We start from the raw sequence: 18,294 nt of genomic DNA, 5'->3' as shown, positions 1-18,294 counted from the left end.
CGGGCTCGCCGTACCGCCACGACCCGCTCCCGTGCGTCGGCGGCTGCGGGTCCGTGGGGTGCGGGGGCCTCCTGCGGCGTGAGGAGTAGTCCTACGCGTCCCGTCGCTTCAGCAGGATGTATGCGCCCAGCAGGGCCGCTGCCACCCACAGGGCCATGATTCCGAAGCCGCCCCAGGGGCCGTACGGTGCGGAGTCGTCGACCGGGGTGACCACCTGCATGATCTTGCTGCCGGCCTGGTCGGGGAGGTACTGGCCGATCTTCTTCGTCGCGGAGACGTTGCCGAGGATGTTGGAGATCAGGAAGAAGAAGGGCATCAGGATGCCGAGGGACAGCATGGGTGAGCGGAGCATCGAGGCGACGCCCATGGAGAACATCGCGATCAGGGTCATGTAGAGGCCGCCGCCGATCACCGCGCGCAGTACGCCGGAGTCGCCGATCTCCGCCTTGTGGGAGCCGAGCATCGCCTGGCCGAGGAAGAACGTGACGAAGCTGGTCACCAGGCCGACGACGAGGCAGAGTCCGGTGGCCACCGCGATCTTGCCGAAGAGGAAGGTGCCGCGCTGGGGGACGGCCGCGAGGGAGGTGCGGATCATGCCGGTGCTGTACTCGTTCGACACGACCAGGACCCCGAACACGATCATGGCCAGCTGGCCGAGGCTCATCCCGGCGAAGCTGATGAAGGTCGGGTCGAAGGAGAGTTTGTCCTTCTCGCTCATGTCGTTGAACTGGTTCTTCGAGAGTGCCGAGATCAGCATGCCTAGCCCGATCGTCACCACCAGCGCGAGGGACAGTGTCCAGACTGTCGATGCCACGGAGCGGATCTTCGTCCACTCCGAACGGATGACCTGGGTCGCCGCCATGTCAGTCCTTCTTCCAGCCGTCGCCCCAGCCCTGCTGTTGCTCCGCAGGTGCGACGGGGAGTGGTGTGTCGGAATGCGCGTGGTACTCCACCGACTCCGCGGTCAACTGCATGAACGCCTCCTCCAGGGAGGCCTGTTGAGGGCTCAGCTCGTGCAGTGCCAGCTGGTGCTGTGCCGCCAGCTCGCCGATCTGCTCGGACTTGCCGCCGTCCACCTCAAGGGTTCCGTTGCCGGATTCGACGACGGTGATGCCGGCCTGGTGGAGTACGTCCAGCAGCCGCTCTCGGTGCGGGGTGCGGATCCGGACGTAGGACCGCGAGTTCTGCTGGATGAAGTCCGCCATGGAGGTGTCCGCGAGGAGGCGGCCCTGGCCGATGACGACTAGGTGATCGGCCGTCAGCGCCATCTCGCTCATCAGGTGGGAAGACACGAAGACCGTACGGCCTTGTGCGGCAAGGGACTTCATCAGGTTGCGGATCCAGTGGATGCCCTCGGGGTCGAGGCCGTTGACCGGTTCGTCGAACATGAGGATGCGGGGGTCGCCGAGGAGCGCGCCTGCGATGCCGAGTCGCTGGCCCATGCCGAGGGAGAAGCCTTTGGCCTTCTTTTTCGCTACGGCTGTGAGTCCGACTGTGTCGAGTACCTCGTGTACCCGGCTGTTCGGGATGCAGTTGCTCTGTGCCAGGCACAGGAGATGGTTGAAGGCGCTGCGTCCGCCGTGCATGGCCTTGGCGTCGAGGAGGGCGCCGATGTACGTCAGCGGGTCCTTGAGCTGGTCGTAGTGCTGGCCGTCGATGCGTACGTCACCGGCGGTCGGCCGGTCGAGACCGAGCATCATGCGCATCGTCGTCGACTTGCCGGCGCCGTTGGGGCCGAGGAAGCCCGTGACGATGCCGGGTCTCACGGCGAAGGTGAGGTTGTTCACCGCCACCTTGTCGCCGTACCGCTTGGTCAGCCCCTCGAGCTCGATCATGCGGCCACGTTAGGACCGCTGTTGGGCTGATGCCACCCGGACGGGCAAACAGAGTCCGACGGCGCAGGCAACAACCGTGAACGCCGTCGCCCAGGCGAACGCGTGCGGGAAAGCGGTCGTGCTCTGGTCGTGCGCGAGGACCGTCGCCAGTACGGCGGTGCCGACGCCGCCGCCCAGCTGCTGCACGATCCGGATGCTGGTGCTGGCGTGCGGGATGCGGGCCCGGTCCAGGCCCTGGTAGGCGCCCACCATGACCGCCATGTTGGCCGCGCTCACCCCGAATCCGCGCACGACCAGGGCGAGGGCCAGGAGTGCGGCGTCGGGGTGCGGGAGGAGGAAGGGGAGAGTGCCGAGTGCGCAGAGGAGCATGCCCGACACGACGACCGGGCGGGGGCCCAGGCGGTCGGTGAGCGGTCCGGTGACCCGGGCCAGCAGGCTGCCCAGGCCCTGCGGCGCCAGCAGCAGTCCGGCCGCGATCACGCCCTCGCCGCGCACCTGTTGGTAGTAGAGGGGGAGCAGGAACATCCCGCCGAAGAGGGTGAGCCCGTTCATGAACGTCAGGAGGGAGGAGACGGCGAACGCGCGGTCCTTGAACAGGCGGAGGTCCACGAGGGGGTCGCGGGCGTGGAGTGCGTGGCGGGTGAACAGGGCGATCAGTACGGCGCCCGCCGGGATCGCGGTCGCGCGGGCGACGCCGGTCTCGGACAGGCCGTAGACCAGGGTGGCGAGGCCGGGGGAGAGGAGCAGGAGGCCGGTCAGGTCCAGGTGGTGGCCGGGGCGGGGGGTGTCCTTGGGGACGCCGCGCCAGGCCAGGGCGAGAGCCAGGAGGCAGACGGGCAGGTTGACGTAGAAGATCCAGCGCCAGCTGAGGTGGCCGACGAGCAGGCCGCCGAGGACCGGGCCGAGGATCGGTACGACCACGACGGGCAGGGTGATCGCGGTCATCAGGCGGCCCAGGGAGCGGCCTCCGGCGGCCCGCATCACCAGGGTCTGGAGGACGGGCAGGAGCAGTCCGCCGCCTATGCCCTGGAGGACCCGGAAGGCGATCAGCGAGCCTATGTTCCAGGCGAGTCCGCAGAGGAGGGATCCGGTGAGGAAGAGGGTGAGCGCGCCGAGCCAGACGTGGCGGGAGTCGTAGCGCTCGACCGCCCAGCCGGAGACCGGGACGACCGTGGCGAGGGCGAGGAGGTAGGCGGTGCTGACCCATTGCAGGCTCGTCGTCGAGGCGCCGAGGTCGTGGCCCAGGGTGTGCAGGGCTATGGAGACGATCGTGCTGTCGAGGAGTGGGGCGAGGGCGCCCAGGACGAGGATGCCGGCGAGTTTGCAGACGGCGGGGTCCAGGCGTTCGGTGGTGCGGACGGTGGTGGCAGGCAAGGCGAGTCCCCCTTAGAGACGCTGAGTCTCTTATCTCGTCCACGATAGGCTGGTCTTGATAAGAGACGCAAGGTCTCCTGGGTGGAAGGTGTCCGTGATGGTCGGAGAACAGACGCGGCGGCGCGGGGCCGCGCTGGAGGCCGACATCCTGGACGCCGTGTGGGAGGAGCTGGCCGAGGTCGGATACGCCCGGCTCACCATGGAGGGCGTCGCGGCCCGGGCCCGTACCGGTAAGCAGGTGCTCTATCGGCGCTGGGCCAACCGCGCCGAACTCGTCAAGGCCGCCCTGCCGCACCGCACCGGCTTCATCGTCGACCAGGTCCCCGACACCGGGGAATTGCGTGCCGACCTGCTGGCCCTGCTGCGGCTGATGATCGAGCGGCAGCGGCAACTGGGCTCGGACGTCCTCCGGGGCCTGCTCGCGGAGGCGACCGACCTGGACCCGAAGGTCTTCGGCATCATGCACGACATCCTGCTGACGCTGCTTCAGCGGGCCGTGAAGCGCGGCGAGATCCCCACCGCCGACCTTCCCCGGCGGGCCGTCACCGTCCCCGCGGACCTGCTGCGCTACGAGATGGTCGTCTCGCATGAAACGGTCGCCGATTCCACGCTCGTGGAGATCGTCGACGATGTGTATCTGCCGTTGCTGCGTGGACACGGCTGAGGCCCGCACCCCCGGAGGGAATGCGGGCCTCAGCCGTACGAGCTACTGCGTGACTACCGGGACTGCTGAGCCGGAACCCCACGGGAGATGGGCTCGTCCTCGACCGGGGAGCTCGCGGCGGCCACCGCGGCGCCGGTGAGCGTGGCGAGCATCTCGCGCACGTTCGTCAGCTGCGCGTTGATGCTGTCGCGACGGTTGGTGAGGGCGGCCAGCTCGCGCTCGGACTCCGAACGGATGCGGTCGGCCTTGGCGTTCGCGTCGGCCACGATGTCCTCGGCCTGGCGCTGGGCCGTCTCCACCGTCTGACGCGCGCGGCGCTCGGCGTCCGTGCGCAGCTTCTCGGCCTCCAGCCGGAGCTGCTCCGCGCGGTGCTCGATCTCCGCGAGACGCTTCTCCGCCTTCTGCTGACGCGACGCCAGGTCCCGCTCGGACTGCTCGCGGCGCTTGGCGAGGTTCGTCTCGAAGTCGGCGGCGGCCTGCGCGGCCTTGGCGCGGGTCTCCTCGAAGAGGGCGTCGGCCTCCTCGCGCTTCTGCTGGGCGTCCTTCTGGGCCTCGCCACGCAGCTGCGCGGAGTCGCTCTTGGCCTTCTCGACGATCCGGACGCCCTCGTCCTCCGCCTTGGCCTTGCGCTCCGCAGCGAACGATTCTGCGTCGTTGCGGACCTGCTGGGCAGCGGACTCCGCGAGTTCGCGGTGCTGCTCGGCCGCGCGCCGGGCCTCCTCGCGCAGATCCTTGGCCTCTTCCTCGGCGAGGCGGAGGATCTTCTCGACCCGCGCGCCGAGGCCGGCGTACGACGGCTCGGCGTCGCTTACCTGGGCCGCGGCGTTCTGCGTTTCGAGGTGGAGCTCCTCGATGCGCTTTTCAAGAGCAGTGATACGAGCCAGAGCGCTGTCACGGTCGGAGACGAGCTTCGAGATGCGTTCGTCCACCTGAGCGCGGTCGTACCCACGCCGCACAAGCTCGAAGCCGTAGGGGGAAGTGTCGCTCATGGGGTTCCTGTCGAATGAGACCGGTGAGGTGATAGGTGGAATCCTAGGGGCCGAAGCGGTGTGTCATCGAGCGGATGCGTGTTTGATCTGGAGAATGACACCCCTTTTGAGTGGCTAATCGTCCGACCGCTTGCCAAAGAGTCGGGCAAAGGCCTCAGAACGCCCGAACCTCACAGGAGGTTCCTAGGCTTCGTCAGCCCTCAACGGACTTGCCACCCGAACGAGTTGCGCCCGCGGCGGCGCCGGCCTTGACCCCGCCGTCCTTGGCCGCCGTCGGGGCCTCAAAAGACTCCAACGCCTCAAGGACGTCCTGGACACGGGAGATTTCGGCATTGATGTCCTCGCGGCGGCGGACCAGCACGTCGAGTTCGCGCTTGCCCTCCTCCACCGTGCGCCGGGCCTCGCGGATCGCCTCCGCCTTCAGGTCCTCGGCCTCACGGATGAGCGTGGACTTCTTCTGCTCGGCCTCCTTGAGGAGACCCTCCGCCTTCTTCACCGCGGCGATACGGACCTTGCCCGCCTCGGAGTTGGCCTCCGAGACCAGCTCCTTGGCCTTCATCTGCGCCTTGCCGAGCTGCTCCTCGGCCGCCTTGATGAGCGCGTCGCAGCGGTCGCCGGCCGACCTCATCGTCTCCGCGGACTCACGGCGGGCCCGCTCGTGCAGGCTCTCGATCTCGCTGGTGATGCGGTCGCGCAGCTCCTCCGACCGTTCCCTTATGGCGGTGGCGTCCCGCCGTGCGCCGACCAGCAGCTCGTCCGCGTCCGTACGGGCCTGCTCCACCCGGGAGTTGCCCTCGACGGTGCCCTCGGACACCAGCCGTTCGGCCTCGGTGCGGGCCGCGCCGACCATCGAGTCGGCCTGTGCCTCGGCGTCCGCCGTCGTCTTCTGTGCCTGCTGCTGCGCCTCGTTGAGAAGTTTGTCGGCCTCCGCCGCGGTCTCCGTGATGAGCGTGTCGACCTGCTCGGCCACGTCCGACCGGCGTTTGTTGGCCTCCTTGCGGGCCTCGTCCAGCGTCCGCTCGGACTCCTCGCGCGCCGCGCTGGTGACCCGCTCGGCCGCCGCCTCCGAGTCCGCCCGCAGCCGCGCGGCCTCCGCCCGGGTCCGCTCGGCGTGCAGCTGCGCGGCCCCGACCGTCTCGGCGGCCTCGGCACGCAGCCGCTCCGCGTCCCCGGTCGCGTCCGAGATCAGCTTCTCCGCCTTGGCCACGGCCTCCGAACGCACCCGCTCGGCCTCGTTGACCGTCTCCGTCTGGAGCCGCTCCGCCTCCGCCGTCACCTCGGTGATGAGGGTGTCGGCCTGCGTCGCCGCGTCCGAACGGATCCGGTTGGCGTCCTCGCGGGCGTCCGCCCGGGCCCGCGCCGCGTCCTGGTCGGCCTGCGCGATCGCCTCCGACGCCTCCGTGCGCGCCTGCTCGGCGTGCTCGGCGGCCTCGGTCCGCAGCCGCTCGGCCTCCGCGATGGCGTCCGAAACGGTGCGCTCCGCAAGGGCCTTGGCGGCGTCCGTCTCCTCGGCCGCCCGGCGTCGGACGCGGTTGGCGTCCTCGGTGGCCCGCTCCCGCTCGCTGTAGGCGTCGGCGCGGACCCGGTCCGCCTCCTCCTGCGCCTCGCGCCGGGTGCGGTCCGCCACGTGCTCGGCCGCCGACCTGATGCCCTGGATGTCCTCCTGGGCCTGCTCGTGCAGCCCGGCGACGGACTCCCGCACCTGCTGCGCGTGCTGCTCGGCGCCCGACACCATCTCGGTGGCGCGCCGGTCGGCCTCCTCGACCAGCCGCAGCGCCTCGGACTGCGCCTCCTCGACGCGGTTGCGCGCCGAGGCGAGCAGCTCCTCGCTCTGCTCGCGGGCCCGCTCGCGCTCCTGCCCGGCCTCCTCACGGGCCGACCCGAGCAGCTCCTCGGCCTCACGACGACGCCGTACGGCCTCCTCCTGGGCGGCGCCCAGGGTCTCCGACGCCTCGATCGCGAGGCGCTCGGCGGCTGCCTGGGCCTCCGCGCGGACCCGGTCGGCGGTGTCCTGCGCCTCGGTCTTGAGCCGCTCGGCCTCGGCCGCGGCCTCGGACCGCAGTCGTACGGCGATGGCCTCGCCCTCGGCGCGGGAGGCGGACGCGTCGCCGGCGGCCTCGTTGCGCAGCCGGTCGGCCTCCGCCTCGGCCTGCGCCTGGAGGGAGCGGATGCGGTCGGCGGCCTCGCCGCGCAGGCGCTCTGTCTCCTCGGCGGCCTCGCGGCGGATCCGCTCGGCCTCCTCGCGGGCGTCGGTCAGGGCCTGTTCGGCCGCGGCGAGCCGCTCCTCGGTCTCGGTGTGCAGCCGCGTCAGGCCCTCGGCGGCCTCCTCGCGGCGTGCCTCTATGGCCCGCTCGGTCTCGTCGCGCAGGTCGCGCGCGGCCTGTTCGGCGTCCGCCTTGATGCCCTCGGACTGCTCGATGACCTCCGCGCGGTGCCGCTCGGCCTCCTTGCGGGTGCGGTCGAGGGTCTCCTCGGCCTGCCGGCGCAGGGTGGTGGCGCGCTCGATGGCCTCGGTGCGGACCTTCTCGCTGTCCGTGGTGGCGGTCTGGCGCAGCTCGTCGGCGTCGACGCGGGCCTTGGAGAGGAGTTCCTCGGCGGTCTTGGCCGCCTCCTCGATCTGCTGGACGGCCTCGCGGCGGGCCTCGGCGCGGATCCGCTCGCCCTCGCCGACCGCGTCGGCGCGCAGCTGCTCGGCCTCGCCGCGCAGCCGGCGCGCCTCCTCCTGCAGCTCGACCGTCTTGGCCCGGTACTCCTTGGTGTCGTCCTTGGCGGTGCCCTTGAGCTGTTCGGCGATGTCGTGCGCCTGGGCGCGCAGCCGGTCGGCCTCGGCCTCCGCCTCGGAGCGGATCCGCTCGGCCTCCTCGGTGGCGGCCTTGGTGGTGTTCTTGGCGTCCTCGGACGCCTTGTCGAGGACGTCCTCTGCGGTGCGGGCGGCCTTGGCGAGTTGGGAGGCGGTCTCCTCGGCGGTGAGGCTGCGGGCGTTCTCCTCGGCCTCCGCGACGATCTTCTCGGCCTTGGCCTGGGCGTCGGCGACGATCTGATCGGCGTCGGCCTTGGTGGTCTCGGCCTCTTTGGTGGCCTCGGTGACGAGCCGGGCGACCTGTTCCTTCGCGGTCCGGGTGCGCTGCTCGTTGGCGGACTCGGCGCTCGCGAGGGCCTTGGCCGCGGCCTCCTTGGCCTCGGTGAGGACCTTCTCGGCCTCCAGGCGTGCTTCGCGCAGTGAGGTTTCGGCCTCCGCCATGCGGGTCTCGGCGGCCCGGCTCATCTCGGTGGCCTGCCGGCGGGCGGAGTCCGACTCGTTGACCGTGGAGCTGCGCAGCTGCTCGGCGTGGTCGGTGGCTTCCTGGGCCTGGCTGGAGGCGGCGTTCAGCAGCCGTTCGGCGTCCGTGCGGGCGCGGCGCAGCAGTTGCTCGGCCTCCGAGCGGGCCGCTTCGGCGTCCATCTCCAGTCGCTGCCGGGCCTCGGCGGCGACGCGCTCGGCCTCGGCGCGGGCGGCGGCCAGGGCCTGTTCGGCCTCGGCGCGGGACTCCTCGACGAGCCGGCGGGCCTGTGCCTCGGAGCGGGCGCGCAGCTGTTCGGCCCACGCCACGTTCTCGTTGACGTGCGATTCGACGGTCTGCCGGCGTTCGCCCAGCTCCTGGTCGAGCTGCTGGCGCCGGGTCACGGCCTCCTGGTGCAGTTCGGCCTGGAGGCGGGCCGCGTTCTCCGCGTGTTCCTGGAGGATGCGCTGGGTCTGCGCGCGGGCCTGGCTCAGCTCCCGCTCGGCGTCCTGGCGCAGCTGGTCGGCCTGGATCTGGGCATTACGGAGCATCTGTTCGGCCTGGTAGCCGATGTCGCCGCCCTCGTATGCCGGGCGGGACATGAGGGTGCGGCGCGCCTCGTGGAGCTTGGCGCGCAACACCTCGACCTGGTAGCCGAGGTCCTCGGCATGCTGGATCGCCTTTTCCCGCTCGGTCTTCAGCCGCTCCATCTCGGCCTCGAACCGAGAGAGGTGGTCGACGTCAGCCGCCGGCTCTCGCTCCTGGCGTTCGTAGCCCCGCACTGCGCGGTCCCATCCGTCCCCTGGTCGCGGTTTACTCCAACGAGCGCCGTCCATCCAACGGACGGTGCTCCCGGGGAATGGTGTCAGATCAACGGCGGAGCCCGGGCTGCTGCCCCGACGCTCGCCCCCGAAACCGGACCCCGGCATGCCGTTGCCCTGGTTGCGAGCGACGACCGACCCCAACCCTACCGGCCCATATGTACGAGGGTCAGTGCTCAGGTGACTCAACAGGCGCCGAAGTGACCAGTTCTGTCAGTACGCCATGGCAATCCTTTGGGTGCAGGAACGTGATCCGTGACCCCATGGAGCCGCGTCGCGGCTCCTCGTACAGAACGCGTACGCCCTTCCCGCGGATGTCTTCGGAGTCCGTGTCGACGTCGGCCGTGCCGAAGGCGATGTGGTGGACGCCCTCCCCGTTCTTCGCCAGCCACTTTCCTACGGCGGAGTCCTCGCGGGTGGGTTCGAGGAGCTGGAGGTAGGAGGCGCCGCCGTCGTCCGTGTTGTTGATCTTCAACATGGCCTCGCGCACGCCCTGTTCCTCGTTGACCTCGGAGTGGAACACCTCGAAGCCGTACGTGGCCCGGTAGAACTCGACTGTGGTGTCGAGGTCGAAGCAGGCGATCCCGATGTGGTCGATTCGCGTCAGCATGTATGTAGTGCAGCGCTCGCCGGGTGGTTACGCAACGTGCGCGCGATCACACCGACGGCCCGATGACGGGGTGGTCTACCGCTCAGTACATTTCAAGTAAACCCTCGTTCACTCCTCAGCTGAAACACGCTGGAAGGGGATCGCACCTCATGTCTGGAACGAACAGCACGACCTCGGTGATCGTCGCGGGCGCCCGGACGCCCATGGGACGGTTGCTGGGCTCCCTGAAGACCTTCTCCGGAGCCGACCTCGGCGGCTTCGCGATCAAGGCCGCCCTCGACCGTGCGGGTATCGGTGGCGACCAGGTGCAGTACGTGATCATGGGCCAGGTGCTCCAGGCCGGGGCAGGGCAGATCCCGGCACGCCAGGCCGCCGTCAAGGCGGGCATCCCCATGAGCGTCCCCGCGCTCACCATCAACAAGGTCTGTCTCTCCGGCCTCGACGCCATCGCGCTCGCCGACCAGCTCATCCGTGCAGGTGAGTTCGACGTGATCGTCGCGGGCGGCCAGGAGTCCATGACCAACGCCCCCCACCTGCTCCCCAAGTCCCGTGAGGGATACAAGTACGGCGCGATCGAGATGCTCGACGCGATGGCCTACGACGGCCTGACCGACGCCTTCGAGAACATCGCCATGGGCGAGTCGACGGAGAAGCACAACACGCGCCTGGGCATCGCCCGGCCCGAGCAGGACGAGGTCGCCGCGCTGTCCCACCAGCGGGCCGCGGCCGCCCAGCAGAACGGCGTCTTCGAAGCGGAGATCACCCCGATCGAGATCCCGCAGCGCAAGGGCGAGCCGGTCGTCTTCAGCAAGGACGAGGGCATCCGCGCCGAGACCACGGTCGAATCGCTCGGCAAGCTGCGCCCCGCGTTCACCCGGGACGGCACGATCACCGCCGGCACCTCCTCGCAGATCTCGGACGGTGCGGCGGCCGTGGTCGTGATGAGCAAGACCAAGGCGCAGGAGCTGGGCCTGCAGTGGATCGCCGAGATCGGCGCCCACGGCAATGTGGCGGGACCCGACAACTCGCTCCAGTCGCAGCCGTCCAACGCGATCCTGCACGCCCTGAAGAAGGAGGGCCTGGAGGTCGAGAGCCTCGACCTGATCGAGATCAACGAGGCCTTCGCCGCCGTCGCGGTGCAGTCAATGAAGGACCTCGGGGTGTCCACGGAAAAGGTGAACGTCAACGGCGGCGCCATCGCCCTGGGCCACCCCATCGGCATGTCCGGCGCCCGCCTGGTCCTGCACCTGGCCCTGGAGCTCAAGCGGCGCGGCGGCGGGGTCGGCGCGGCGGCACTGTGCGGCGGCGGCGGTCAGGGTGACGCGCTGATCGTGCGGGTACCCAAGGCCTGAGCAGCAGTACCTTCTCGCAACATCCGCAAGCGAACGGAGCCGTGATGCAGGACGTCGCCTCGCTGGTGGCCCAGGCCAGGGAAGGCCGGCCGCGGGCCGTGGCCCGGCTGATCTCCCTGGTGGAGGGGGCGTCCCCCCAGCTCAGGGAGGTCATGGCGACCCTCGCACCGCTGACCGGCGGGGCGTACGTCGTCGGCCTCACGGGATCGCCGGGCGTCGGCAAGTCGACGTCGACCTCCGCGCTGGTCACGGCGTACCGCAAGCAGGGCAGGCGGGTCGGCGTCCTGGCCGTCGACCCGTCCTCGCCGTTCTCCGGCGGCGCCCTGCTCGGCGACCGGGTCCGCATGTCGGACCACTCCTCCGACCCCGGCGTCTACATCCGCTCGATGGCCACCCGCGGCCACCTCGGCGGCCTCGCCTGGTCCGCCCCGCAGGCCATCCGCGTCCTCGACGCGGCGGGCTGCGACGTGATCCTGGTGGAGACGGTCGGGGTCGGCCAGTCGGAGGTGGAGATCGCCTCCCAGGCCGACACCAGCGTGGTGCTGCTCGCCCCCGGTATGGGCGACGGCATCCAGGCGGCGAAGGCCGGAATCCTGGAGATCGGCGACGTCTACGTCGTCAACAAGGCCGACCGGGACGGCGCCGACGCGACCGCCCGCGAGCTGAACCACATGCTCGGTCTCGGCGAGTCCCGGGGCCCCGGTGACTGGCGCCCCCCGATCGTCAAGACGGTCGCCTCCCGCGCGGAGGGCATCGACGAGGTGGTGGAGGCGTTGGAGAAGCACCGGGCGTGGATGGAGGAGCACGGGGTTCTCGCGGAGCGCCGGGCGGCCCGGGCGGCGCGCGAGATCGAGACGATCGCGGTCACGGCCCTGCGCGCCCGCATCGGCGACCTGCACGGTGACCGCCGCGTCGGCGCGCTCGCGGAGCGGGTCGTGGCAGGGGAGTTGGACGCGTACCGCGCTGCGGACGAACTGATCGCGGGCATCACGGAGGGTTAATACGCTGGTCGACGTCCTTGCGTCGCTGCTACGTTGACCCACATGTTCCTCCTCATGGCATAGGGCACGCCGAACACACCGGCGTCCCTTTCCCATGCCTCCAGTTGAGGAACTCTTCGCATGTCCGCGCCTTCTTCCACGCCGACTCCGGCGTGCCCTTCGTACGCCGCCGTACTCCAAGTCCCGTACGCGCGCCGCACGTTCACCGCCGCCCTCGTCGGACGGCTCTCCTACGGCACCGTCTCCCCGGCCGTGCTGCTCGCGGTCGTCCACTCCACCGGCTCGTACGCCGCGGCCGGCACGGTCATGGCCGTCTTCGGCACCGCGACCGTCCTGCTGCTGCCCCTGCGCGCGGCCCTGGTCGACCGCCACGGCCCCCGCCGCGCCCTGCTCCCCATGGCCCTGCTCTACGGCACCCTCCTGTGCGTCCTCGCGGCGGTGACCTGGCGCCCCGGGACACCGGAGGTGGTGCTCGGCACGGTGGCTGCGCTAACAGGCATGTGCGCGCCCCCACTTGGCCCCACCATGCGCTCCGTGTGGGCCGAACTGGTCGGCGACCAGGGGCTGTTGCGGCGCGCGTACAGCCTCGACGGTGTCGCCGAGGAACTCCTGTACGTCGTCGGCCCGTTGGCGATCGGCGCGCTGATGAGCTTCGCCCCGCCGGCCGCCGGGGTCCTGCTCAGCGCGGTGCTGATCGGCGCGGGGACGTTCGCCTTCGTCACGTCACCGGCGCTGGCCGGGGTACGCGTTCCGGCAGGCGGCGGGCGGGGGTTGAGGCTCTCCAGGGTCCGCGGGCTGCTCGGCCCGGTCGTCGTGGCCGCCGGGACGGGGCTCGCGCTGAGCGCCGTCTACCTGCTGGTGATGGCCTTCGCCGAACAGCGGGGGTACGGCGACGGTGTCGTGCCCTGGGTGCTGGCCGCGTTGTCGGCGGGCAGCGCGGTCGGTGGCCTGCTGAACGGTGCGGTCGACTGGCGTCGGGCCGCGCGGGTACGGCTGGCGTTGTCGGCGCTCGGTCTTGGACTGGCGCTGGCCGCGGCCGGGCCGGCGGCGGGGGTGTGGTCACTCACCGTGGCGGTGGCGTGTGCGGGCTTCTTTGTCGCACCGGCGCTGACCACCGCGTATCTGCTGGCCGACGAGGTGGCTGCGCCGGAGGTGCGGACGCAGGCCGGGGCGTGGGTCAACATGGCGGTGAACGCGGGGAGTTCGGGGGGATCGGTGGTGACGGGACTGCTGATCGGGCGGGTTCCGGTGGGGGTCTGTTTTGTGATCGCCGGGGTGGTGGCGGTCGTGGCGGGGGCGAGCTCCGTGGTCCGTGTGCCGGTCCGTCGTGGCTGGTCGCGCCCACGCGCCGGAGCCGCGATCGACACAGCCCCGCGCGCCTGACAACGACGAACGCGGGCGGGGTCCATACCCCGCCCGCGTTCGGTCGACTGCCGTTACGGACGGCCCCGTTGCCCCCGCAGATGCTCCGCGATCGGCTTCAGCGTCTTGTCGAGTTCCGACAGGCCCTCGGGGGTCACGAGGTCGATGAAGTGTCGCCGTACCGACGCCACATGATGGGGTGCGACCTTCTGCATCGTCTCCAGGCCGTGTTCGGTGAGTACCGCGTACAGTCCCCGGCGGTCCGACTCGCAGTTCTCCCGGCGTACCAGGTCCGCGTTCTCCATGCGGGTGATCTGGTGCGAGAGGCGGCTCTTGGACTGGAGCGTGGCGGCGGCGAGGTCGCTCATCCGCAGCCGTTTGTCCTCCGCCTCGGAGAGGTTCACCAGGATCTCGTAGTCGTTCATCGTCAGGCCGAACGGCTGCAGGTCCTTTTCGAGTTGGTACGTCAGCAGCCTGTTGACCTCCAGGTGGGTGCGCCAGGCGCACTGCTCCTCTTCGGTCAGCCAGCGCGTGGCCGTCTCGGTCTCCATGAATGAAGTCTACCTAAAATGTTGAAAGGCGAACTAGTGAGGGTGGCGTGACGGCGCGCACACGTTCGACGTCACACTCCGCAGACTACCGCTCACAGCCCGAAGCGACGCTGGAGATCCCCCAGCTGTCCGGGAAGGCGCGGTGCGCCCGCTTGCTGTGAGGGGCCTGTGCGCACCCCGCCCCCGCCCGGTACCCCCGGCTCGTGCGGCACAACCCCTGTGGCCTGCTCGGGCATCAGATTCTCCGAGGACTGGAGCAGCACCGTGCCCGCCCCCACGAACTCGAACTGGTGCTCCTCCCCGGAGGCCCCGCCGATGCCCGTCATCGCACGTAGACCGCCCATCAGGCCGGTCATGTAGGCGTGGTCGTAGTGGTGGCACGGGGAGGGGCAGTCGGCCCAGCCGACGAGTGCCTGCGGGTCGACCCGGATCGGGGGTTCCATGAACACCACCGGGCCGCTGGAGGCGGCCACGATCTTTCCGGTTCCGATGAGTGTCAGAAAGCCGGGAACAATCGACTGCTTCAGAGCGAGACTTGGCTGAAAAGCGAGCAGGTTGCCGGAGCGAATGGTCATGTTGGCGTCTTCGAGGTCGTACGCGTTGACGTCGAAGGCCCGGTCGGCGAGCAGCATCTTGCCCGAGCCGTCCGCCACGACCCAGTCGCTCGCGTGCAGAGGCGAATGGAAGGACGTACGGACAAGTCGGTCGAGTCGCCCGTGCCCGATGCCGTTGAACTCCATCGAGCCGTAGTAGGCGATCATCTTCCCCTTCTGCAGGAACCACTGGCTCCCCTTGAGCTCCACGCAGAAGGTGTACTTGTTGACGTTGTCGTCGACCGGCAGGGTCATCGGGTCGTAGACCGTGGGGCCGGACCCCGCGTACTGGCTCACAGCTTCTCCTCCGACGCCTGGACGTAGACCGCGCCGCTGCCGCTCAGCTCCAGCTGGAACGCCTCGCCGGAGCCCCGGCCCACCATGTCGCGCCAACCGAGCGCCGTGGACAGCTTGTTGCGGACGTCGCCGTGGTGGGCGACGTAGGCCTGCGGGTCGACATGGACGGGTCTGCCGGGGGTGATCGGCACCTCGAAGACCCCGCCGTGGGCCATCACGGCGACCGCGCCCTGCCCCTGGAGCGTGGTCGTGAACAGGCCCTGGCCGGTGACCTGGCCGCGGACCATGCCCATGACGCCGCCCTGCGAGCCCATGAACATCGTGCCCTGCCGGAGGGTGCCCTCGAAGGCGAGGAGACGGTCGGCCTCCACGTAGAGGGTGTCTCCGGTGAGCTCGATGATCTGGATGTGGTGGCCGCCGTGACCGAACATCACGGTGCCGCTGCCCTCGACGGTCATCAGGGGAGTGGCCTCGTTGGCGACGCGGCGGCCGAGCATCGACATGACGCCGCCCTGGCCGCCCTGGATGTTCGGGGTGAAGGAGACGTCGCCCTTGTAGGCGAGCATCGCGCCGCGCTGGCTGTACACCCGCTGACCCGGCATGACGGTCGCCTGGATCATCTTCGAGTTGATCTCCGTGAACGTCATGTCACACGTCCCCCGCGATCGTGTTCCGCTCACTGGGCTGGACGTAGACGAGCCCGTCGCCCTCGAAGCGGATCTGGAAGGCCTCGCCGCCGCCCTCCCCGAAGAAGGTGCGGAAGGTCACACCGGACTGGAAGGACTGCTGCAGGTTGCCCTGGTGCGCGATGTACGCGCCGGGGTCGACGGTCAGCGGGTACTGCCGGCTCACCCGCAGCACCACCGCCGGGCCGTCCGACATGATCGCCGCCTGGCCGTGGCCCTCGACGGTCGTCGTGAACAGCCCATTGCCCTGCGAGGCGCCGCGCAGTCCCGTGAACGTCGTGCCCGTTCTCAGTCCCGCGTCGGTCGCGAGCAGGTTGCTCGACTCGACGTACAGCTTGTCGCCCTGGAGGTTCACGAGGTTGATCTCGGAGGCCCGGTCCGCGAACCAGCAGGTGCCCTGCCCTCTCACCTCCATCACCGTCATCTGCTCGCCGGTGAGCCGCCGGGTGACCATCCCCCGGATGCCCTCACCGCCGCCGGTCATCTTCTTGAAGGCCATCTGCCCGTCGTACGCGACCATCGAGCCGTTCTTCGCCTTCACGGCGTCCCCGGTCATGTCGACGGCGAGCACCTTGCTGCCCTGGAGTCGAAACATCGCCACCGTGCGAAGGTAACCGCAGGGGCGCGCCCCCGGACAGGGCCCGTGGGTGGAGAACGACCCTGACCTGCCCCCTAGGGCGGAGAGCGGGGCAGAGCTAGGGCGTGTCGCGGGGCGAGCCGAGACGTATGACGGCTGTCCCCGTCCGCAGGTCGACCGTCGACCACGGCGGGTCGCCGTCCTCCTCGTCGTCCCGCATCACCAGCGCGCTCTGCCGTTCCTTCAACTCGGTCTGCTTGCCCGGCGACAGGCTCGCGTGCAGCTGCTCGAAGCCGGTCGCGGAGATCTGCCCCTGCCGACCGGCGTTCCGCCAGGGCAGCACCCCGGCCCGGCCTGCCTTCAGAAGCAGCTGGTCGAGGAAGGCGAGGACCGTCAGCAGGACCACAAGGCCGGGCAGCGTCATGAAGAAAACGAACTGCACGGACACTCCCGGGGGGTCGGCGACGGACCCCCAGTCTCGGCCCGCTCGGCCGTTTGCCACAATGGGTGAACGTTTGTGCTCGCGTTCACAAGCTGTGGACGTCTCCCTCACCGAAGGTGACCTGTGGACATCAAGACCGCCACCGCAATCCGCCGCCTCCGCCTGGTGTCGGCCCCCGAGGCCGTGTCCTTCCTCCTGCTGCTCGTCTGCTCGGTCCTGAAGCGGACCACGGACTTCAACGCGGTGCCCGTCATGGGCATGGTCCACGGTGTCCTCTTCATCCTCTACGTCCTCTTCTGGGCCGACGCCTGGAACCGCACCAAGTGGGGACCGAAGACGGCCGCCCTCTACTTCGTCCTCTCCGTCCTGCCCACCGGCGGCTTCTTCGCCGAGCGCAAGCTCCGCCGCGAGTCCGAGAATGCAGTCGACGCAGCCATCGCCTCCCGCGCCCGCCAGGAGCAGGAAGGGGCGGTGCAGGCATGATCGTCGCCTTTTCCGTGACACCGCTGGGTGTCGGCGAGGACGTCGGGGAGTACGTCGCCGACGCCGTCCGCGTGGTCCGCGAGTCGGGTCTGCCCAACCGCACCGACGCGATGTTCACGTCCATCGAGGGCGAGTGGGACGAGGTCATGGACGTCGTCAAGCGCGCGGTCGCCGCCGTGGAAGCACGCGCCCCGCGCGTCTCCGTGGTCCTCAAGGCGGACATCCGCCCCGGAGTGACGGACGGCCTCACCTCCAAGGTGGAGACCGTCGAACGACACCTGGCGGACTAGCCGTCCAGCGCCGCGCACAACCGAGACACGGCGGCCAGGTCCGGTACCCGGCCCAGCGCGGCGACCACCTGGCCGCTTGCGAACTCCCGCTGCGCGGCGGTCACCGTCGGGTCGATCGCGCACTCCGCCTGCACCCGCACGTAGTTGAGCTCGGTCGCGAAGAGCATCGAGAACGACCCCGGCCCCCGTACGACGGCACTCCCGCCGGCCTCGCGATAGGCCCGCGCCACCCGGGCACCGGCCTCGACGTCCCCCTCGTTCCCGCCCGACCACACGAACAGCGCGCGGGCCAACTCCCGTTCCGCGCAGGCCGATCCGGCGTTGTCCCAGTCGAGGAGGACGGGACCGTCCGGGCCGACCAGCACGTTCTGCGGCTGCAGATCGAGGTGGGACGTCACCAGGCCGTCGGGACCGGACGGTGTCACCCAGCGCGCCAGCTCCACGGCCGAGGTGGCGACGAACCGGCCCAGCGCGTCCGCCCACGGCAGCCCGGCGCGCTCCACCTTCGTGTGCAGCTCCTTCCACTCGGCGTCCCGTGGGCACCGTTCGTACCAGCCGCTCGGCGGCTCTGTCCCGCCCGCTCCCGCCCGGTGCAGCAGGGCCATCGTCCGCCCGAACCAGTCCAGGACGTCAGGGTCGGAGGCGTCCGCGCGGGTGCCGTCGATCCAGTCGTACAGCTTGACGGGGGAGCCCGAGCCGAGGCGGGAGACGTACGCCCCCCGCCGATCGGGCATGAGCCGCGGCGACGCGATGCCCAGCCGCTCGGCGGCCCGCCGTAACGCGGCCTCGCGGCGGACCTGTTCCTCGTCGCAGCCGAAGAGGAGCTCCTTGACCGCCCAGGAGGTGCCGGCTCCGGACAGTTTCCAGATCTGGCCGAGCGCGCCCCGGGTGACGGGTGTCATCGTCCACGGTCCGGCGCCGAGCGCGTAGGTCTCGGCGATGAGATCGGCGGTGCCGTGCATGCGGGTGCCTTTCGGAGTGCTGATCGTCGCGGCATTCTCCCGGAGCCGTCTCTGCCCCTGGTTCTCCGCCCGTACCGCCGCCGGGGTCAACCCCCCACCCACCTGGACGCACCCAGTTCGACACGCCCTCAATTCTCCACTTGTG

18 protein-coding genes are annotated in these 18,294 nt (G+C 70.2%); 6 read left to right on the top strand and 12 right to left on the bottom strand.

Annotated features, from left to right (window positions below; genetic code table 11):
• Positions 1–91: 91 nt before the first annotated feature.
• Genes JHN45_RS22250 through JHN45_RS22240 form a run of 3 tightly spaced genes read right to left on the bottom strand, consistent with a single transcriptional unit; the run spans position 92 to position 3,209 of the window.
• Entirely contained in the window at positions 92–862 is a 771-nt protein-coding gene (locus JHN45_RS22250) for an ABC transporter permease (RefSeq protein WP_201050201.1), read from the bottom strand.
• Between the two features lies 1 nt (position 863).
• On the bottom strand, positions 864–1,835 hold the full coding sequence (locus JHN45_RS22245; RefSeq protein WP_201050199.1) for an ABC transporter ATP-binding protein: 972 nt from the start codon (positions 1,833–1,835) through the stop codon (positions 864–866).
• Positions 1,836–1,844: 9 nt separating this feature from the next.
• Entirely contained in the window at positions 1,845–3,209 is a 1,365-nt protein-coding gene (locus JHN45_RS22240) for an MDR family MFS transporter (protein WP_201050197.1), read from the bottom strand.
• A gap of 97 nt (positions 3,210–3,306) precedes the next feature.
• Between JHN45_RS22240 and JHN45_RS22235 the strand changes: the two genes are divergently transcribed.
• The gene (locus tag JHN45_RS22235; protein WP_201050195.1) at positions 3,307–3,873 is read left to right on the top strand and encodes a TetR/AcrR family transcriptional regulator; all 567 of its coding nucleotides are present in this window, start codon (positions 3,307–3,309) and stop codon (positions 3,871–3,873) included.
• Positions 3,874–3,926: 53 nt separating this feature from the next.
• Here the strand turns inward: JHN45_RS22235 and JHN45_RS22230 are convergent, their stop codons facing one another.
• From JHN45_RS22230 to mce, 3 genes are all read right to left on the bottom strand, one after another.
• Positions 3,927–4,862 carry a cellulose-binding protein gene (locus JHN45_RS22230; protein WP_019060749.1) on the bottom strand — a complete coding sequence of 312 codons (936 nt, stop codon included), beginning with the start codon at positions 4,860–4,862 and terminating at the stop codon, positions 3,927–3,929.
• Positions 4,863–5,055: 193 nt separating this feature from the next.
• The gene (scy, locus tag JHN45_RS22225) at positions 5,056–8,904 is read right to left on the bottom strand and encodes a polarized growth protein Scy (protein WP_201050193.1); all 3,849 of its coding nucleotides are present in this window, start codon (positions 8,902–8,904) and stop codon (positions 5,056–5,058) included.
• Positions 8,905–9,112: 208 nt separating this feature from the next.
• A complete protein-coding gene (gene mce, locus JHN45_RS22220; RefSeq protein WP_019073152.1) occupies positions 9,113–9,553 on the bottom strand; it encodes a methylmalonyl-CoA epimerase in 441 nt (146 codons plus the stop codon).
• A 149-nt stretch (positions 9,554–9,702) separates the two neighbouring features.
• Between mce and JHN45_RS22215 the strand changes: the two genes are divergently transcribed.
• The 3 genes from JHN45_RS22215 (at position 9,703) to JHN45_RS22205 (ending at position 13,289) form a co-directional block, all read left to right on the top strand.
• Positions 9,703–10,905, top strand: coding sequence for an acetyl-CoA C-acetyltransferase (locus tag JHN45_RS22215; protein ID WP_200713167.1), 1,203 nt, complete (start codon positions 9,703–9,705; stop codon positions 10,903–10,905).
• A gap of 44 nt (positions 10,906–10,949) precedes the next feature.
• Positions 10,950–11,906, top strand: coding sequence for a methylmalonyl Co-A mutase-associated GTPase MeaB (gene meaB, locus JHN45_RS22210; protein ID WP_200713168.1), 957 nt, complete (start codon positions 10,950–10,952; stop codon positions 11,904–11,906).
• 120 nt (positions 11,907–12,026) lie between these two features.
• Positions 12,027–13,289 (top strand): MFS transporter, encoded by a 1,263-nt coding sequence (locus JHN45_RS22205; protein WP_201050191.1) that lies wholly within the window; start codon positions 12,027–12,029, stop codon positions 13,287–13,289.
• A 53-nt stretch (positions 13,290–13,342) separates the two neighbouring features.
• Here JHN45_RS22205 and JHN45_RS22200 read toward each other — a convergent pair whose 3' ends face one another.
• From JHN45_RS22200 to JHN45_RS22180, 5 genes are all read right to left on the bottom strand, one after another.
• Positions 13,343–13,819, bottom strand: a complete 477-nt coding sequence (locus JHN45_RS22200; RefSeq protein ID WP_200713170.1) for a MarR family winged helix-turn-helix transcriptional regulator — start codon at positions 13,817–13,819, stop codon at positions 13,343–13,345.
• 92 nt (positions 13,820–13,911) lie between these two features.
• Entirely contained in the window at positions 13,912–14,709 is a 798-nt protein-coding gene (locus tag JHN45_RS22195; protein WP_201050189.1) for an AIM24 family protein, read from the bottom strand.
• Complete coding sequence (locus JHN45_RS22190; RefSeq protein ID WP_200713172.1) at positions 14,706–15,356, bottom strand: AIM24 family protein; 651 nt, start codon at positions 15,354–15,356, stop codon at positions 14,706–14,708. Before JHN45_RS22190 ends, JHN45_RS22195 begins: the two co-directional genes overlap by 4 nt.
• Before the next feature lies 1 nt (position 15,357).
• Complete coding sequence (locus JHN45_RS22185; protein WP_200713179.1) at positions 15,358–15,990, bottom strand: AIM24 family protein; 633 nt, start codon at positions 15,988–15,990, stop codon at positions 15,358–15,360.
• A gap of 100 nt (positions 15,991–16,090) precedes the next feature.
• The gene (locus JHN45_RS22180; RefSeq protein ID WP_201050182.1) at positions 16,091–16,414 is read right to left on the bottom strand and encodes a DUF6191 domain-containing protein; all 324 of its coding nucleotides are present in this window, start codon (positions 16,412–16,414) and stop codon (positions 16,091–16,093) included.
• A 123-nt stretch (positions 16,415–16,537) separates the two neighbouring features.
• Here JHN45_RS22180 and JHN45_RS22175 point away from each other — a divergent pair, with 123 nt between their 5' ends.
• Positions 16,538–16,897: a DUF3817 domain-containing protein gene (locus JHN45_RS22175; protein ID WP_200713174.1), complete on the top strand. Its 360-nt coding sequence runs from the start codon at positions 16,538–16,540 to the stop codon at positions 16,895–16,897.
• Positions 16,894–17,187, top strand: coding sequence for an MTH1187 family thiamine-binding protein (locus tag JHN45_RS22170; RefSeq protein WP_019073144.1), 294 nt, complete (start codon positions 16,894–16,896; stop codon positions 17,185–17,187). Before JHN45_RS22175 ends, JHN45_RS22170 begins: the two co-directional genes overlap by 4 nt.
• Here the strand turns inward: JHN45_RS22170 and JHN45_RS22165 are convergent.
• Complete coding sequence (locus JHN45_RS22165) at positions 17,184–18,149, bottom strand: phosphotransferase enzyme family protein (protein ID WP_201050181.1); 966 nt, start codon at positions 18,147–18,149, stop codon at positions 17,184–17,186. The genes JHN45_RS22170 and JHN45_RS22165 overlap by 4 nt on opposite strands.
• Between the last annotated feature and the right edge of the window lie 145 nt (positions 18,150–18,294).

The organism is Streptomyces sp. MBT53, assembly GCF_016654115.1.
Taxonomy (GTDB): domain Bacteria; phylum Actinomycetota; class Actinomycetes; order Streptomycetales; family Streptomycetaceae; genus Streptomyces.
Note: the sequence above shows the minus strand (reverse complement) of the source record. Positions and strands in the feature narration are given on the sequence as shown.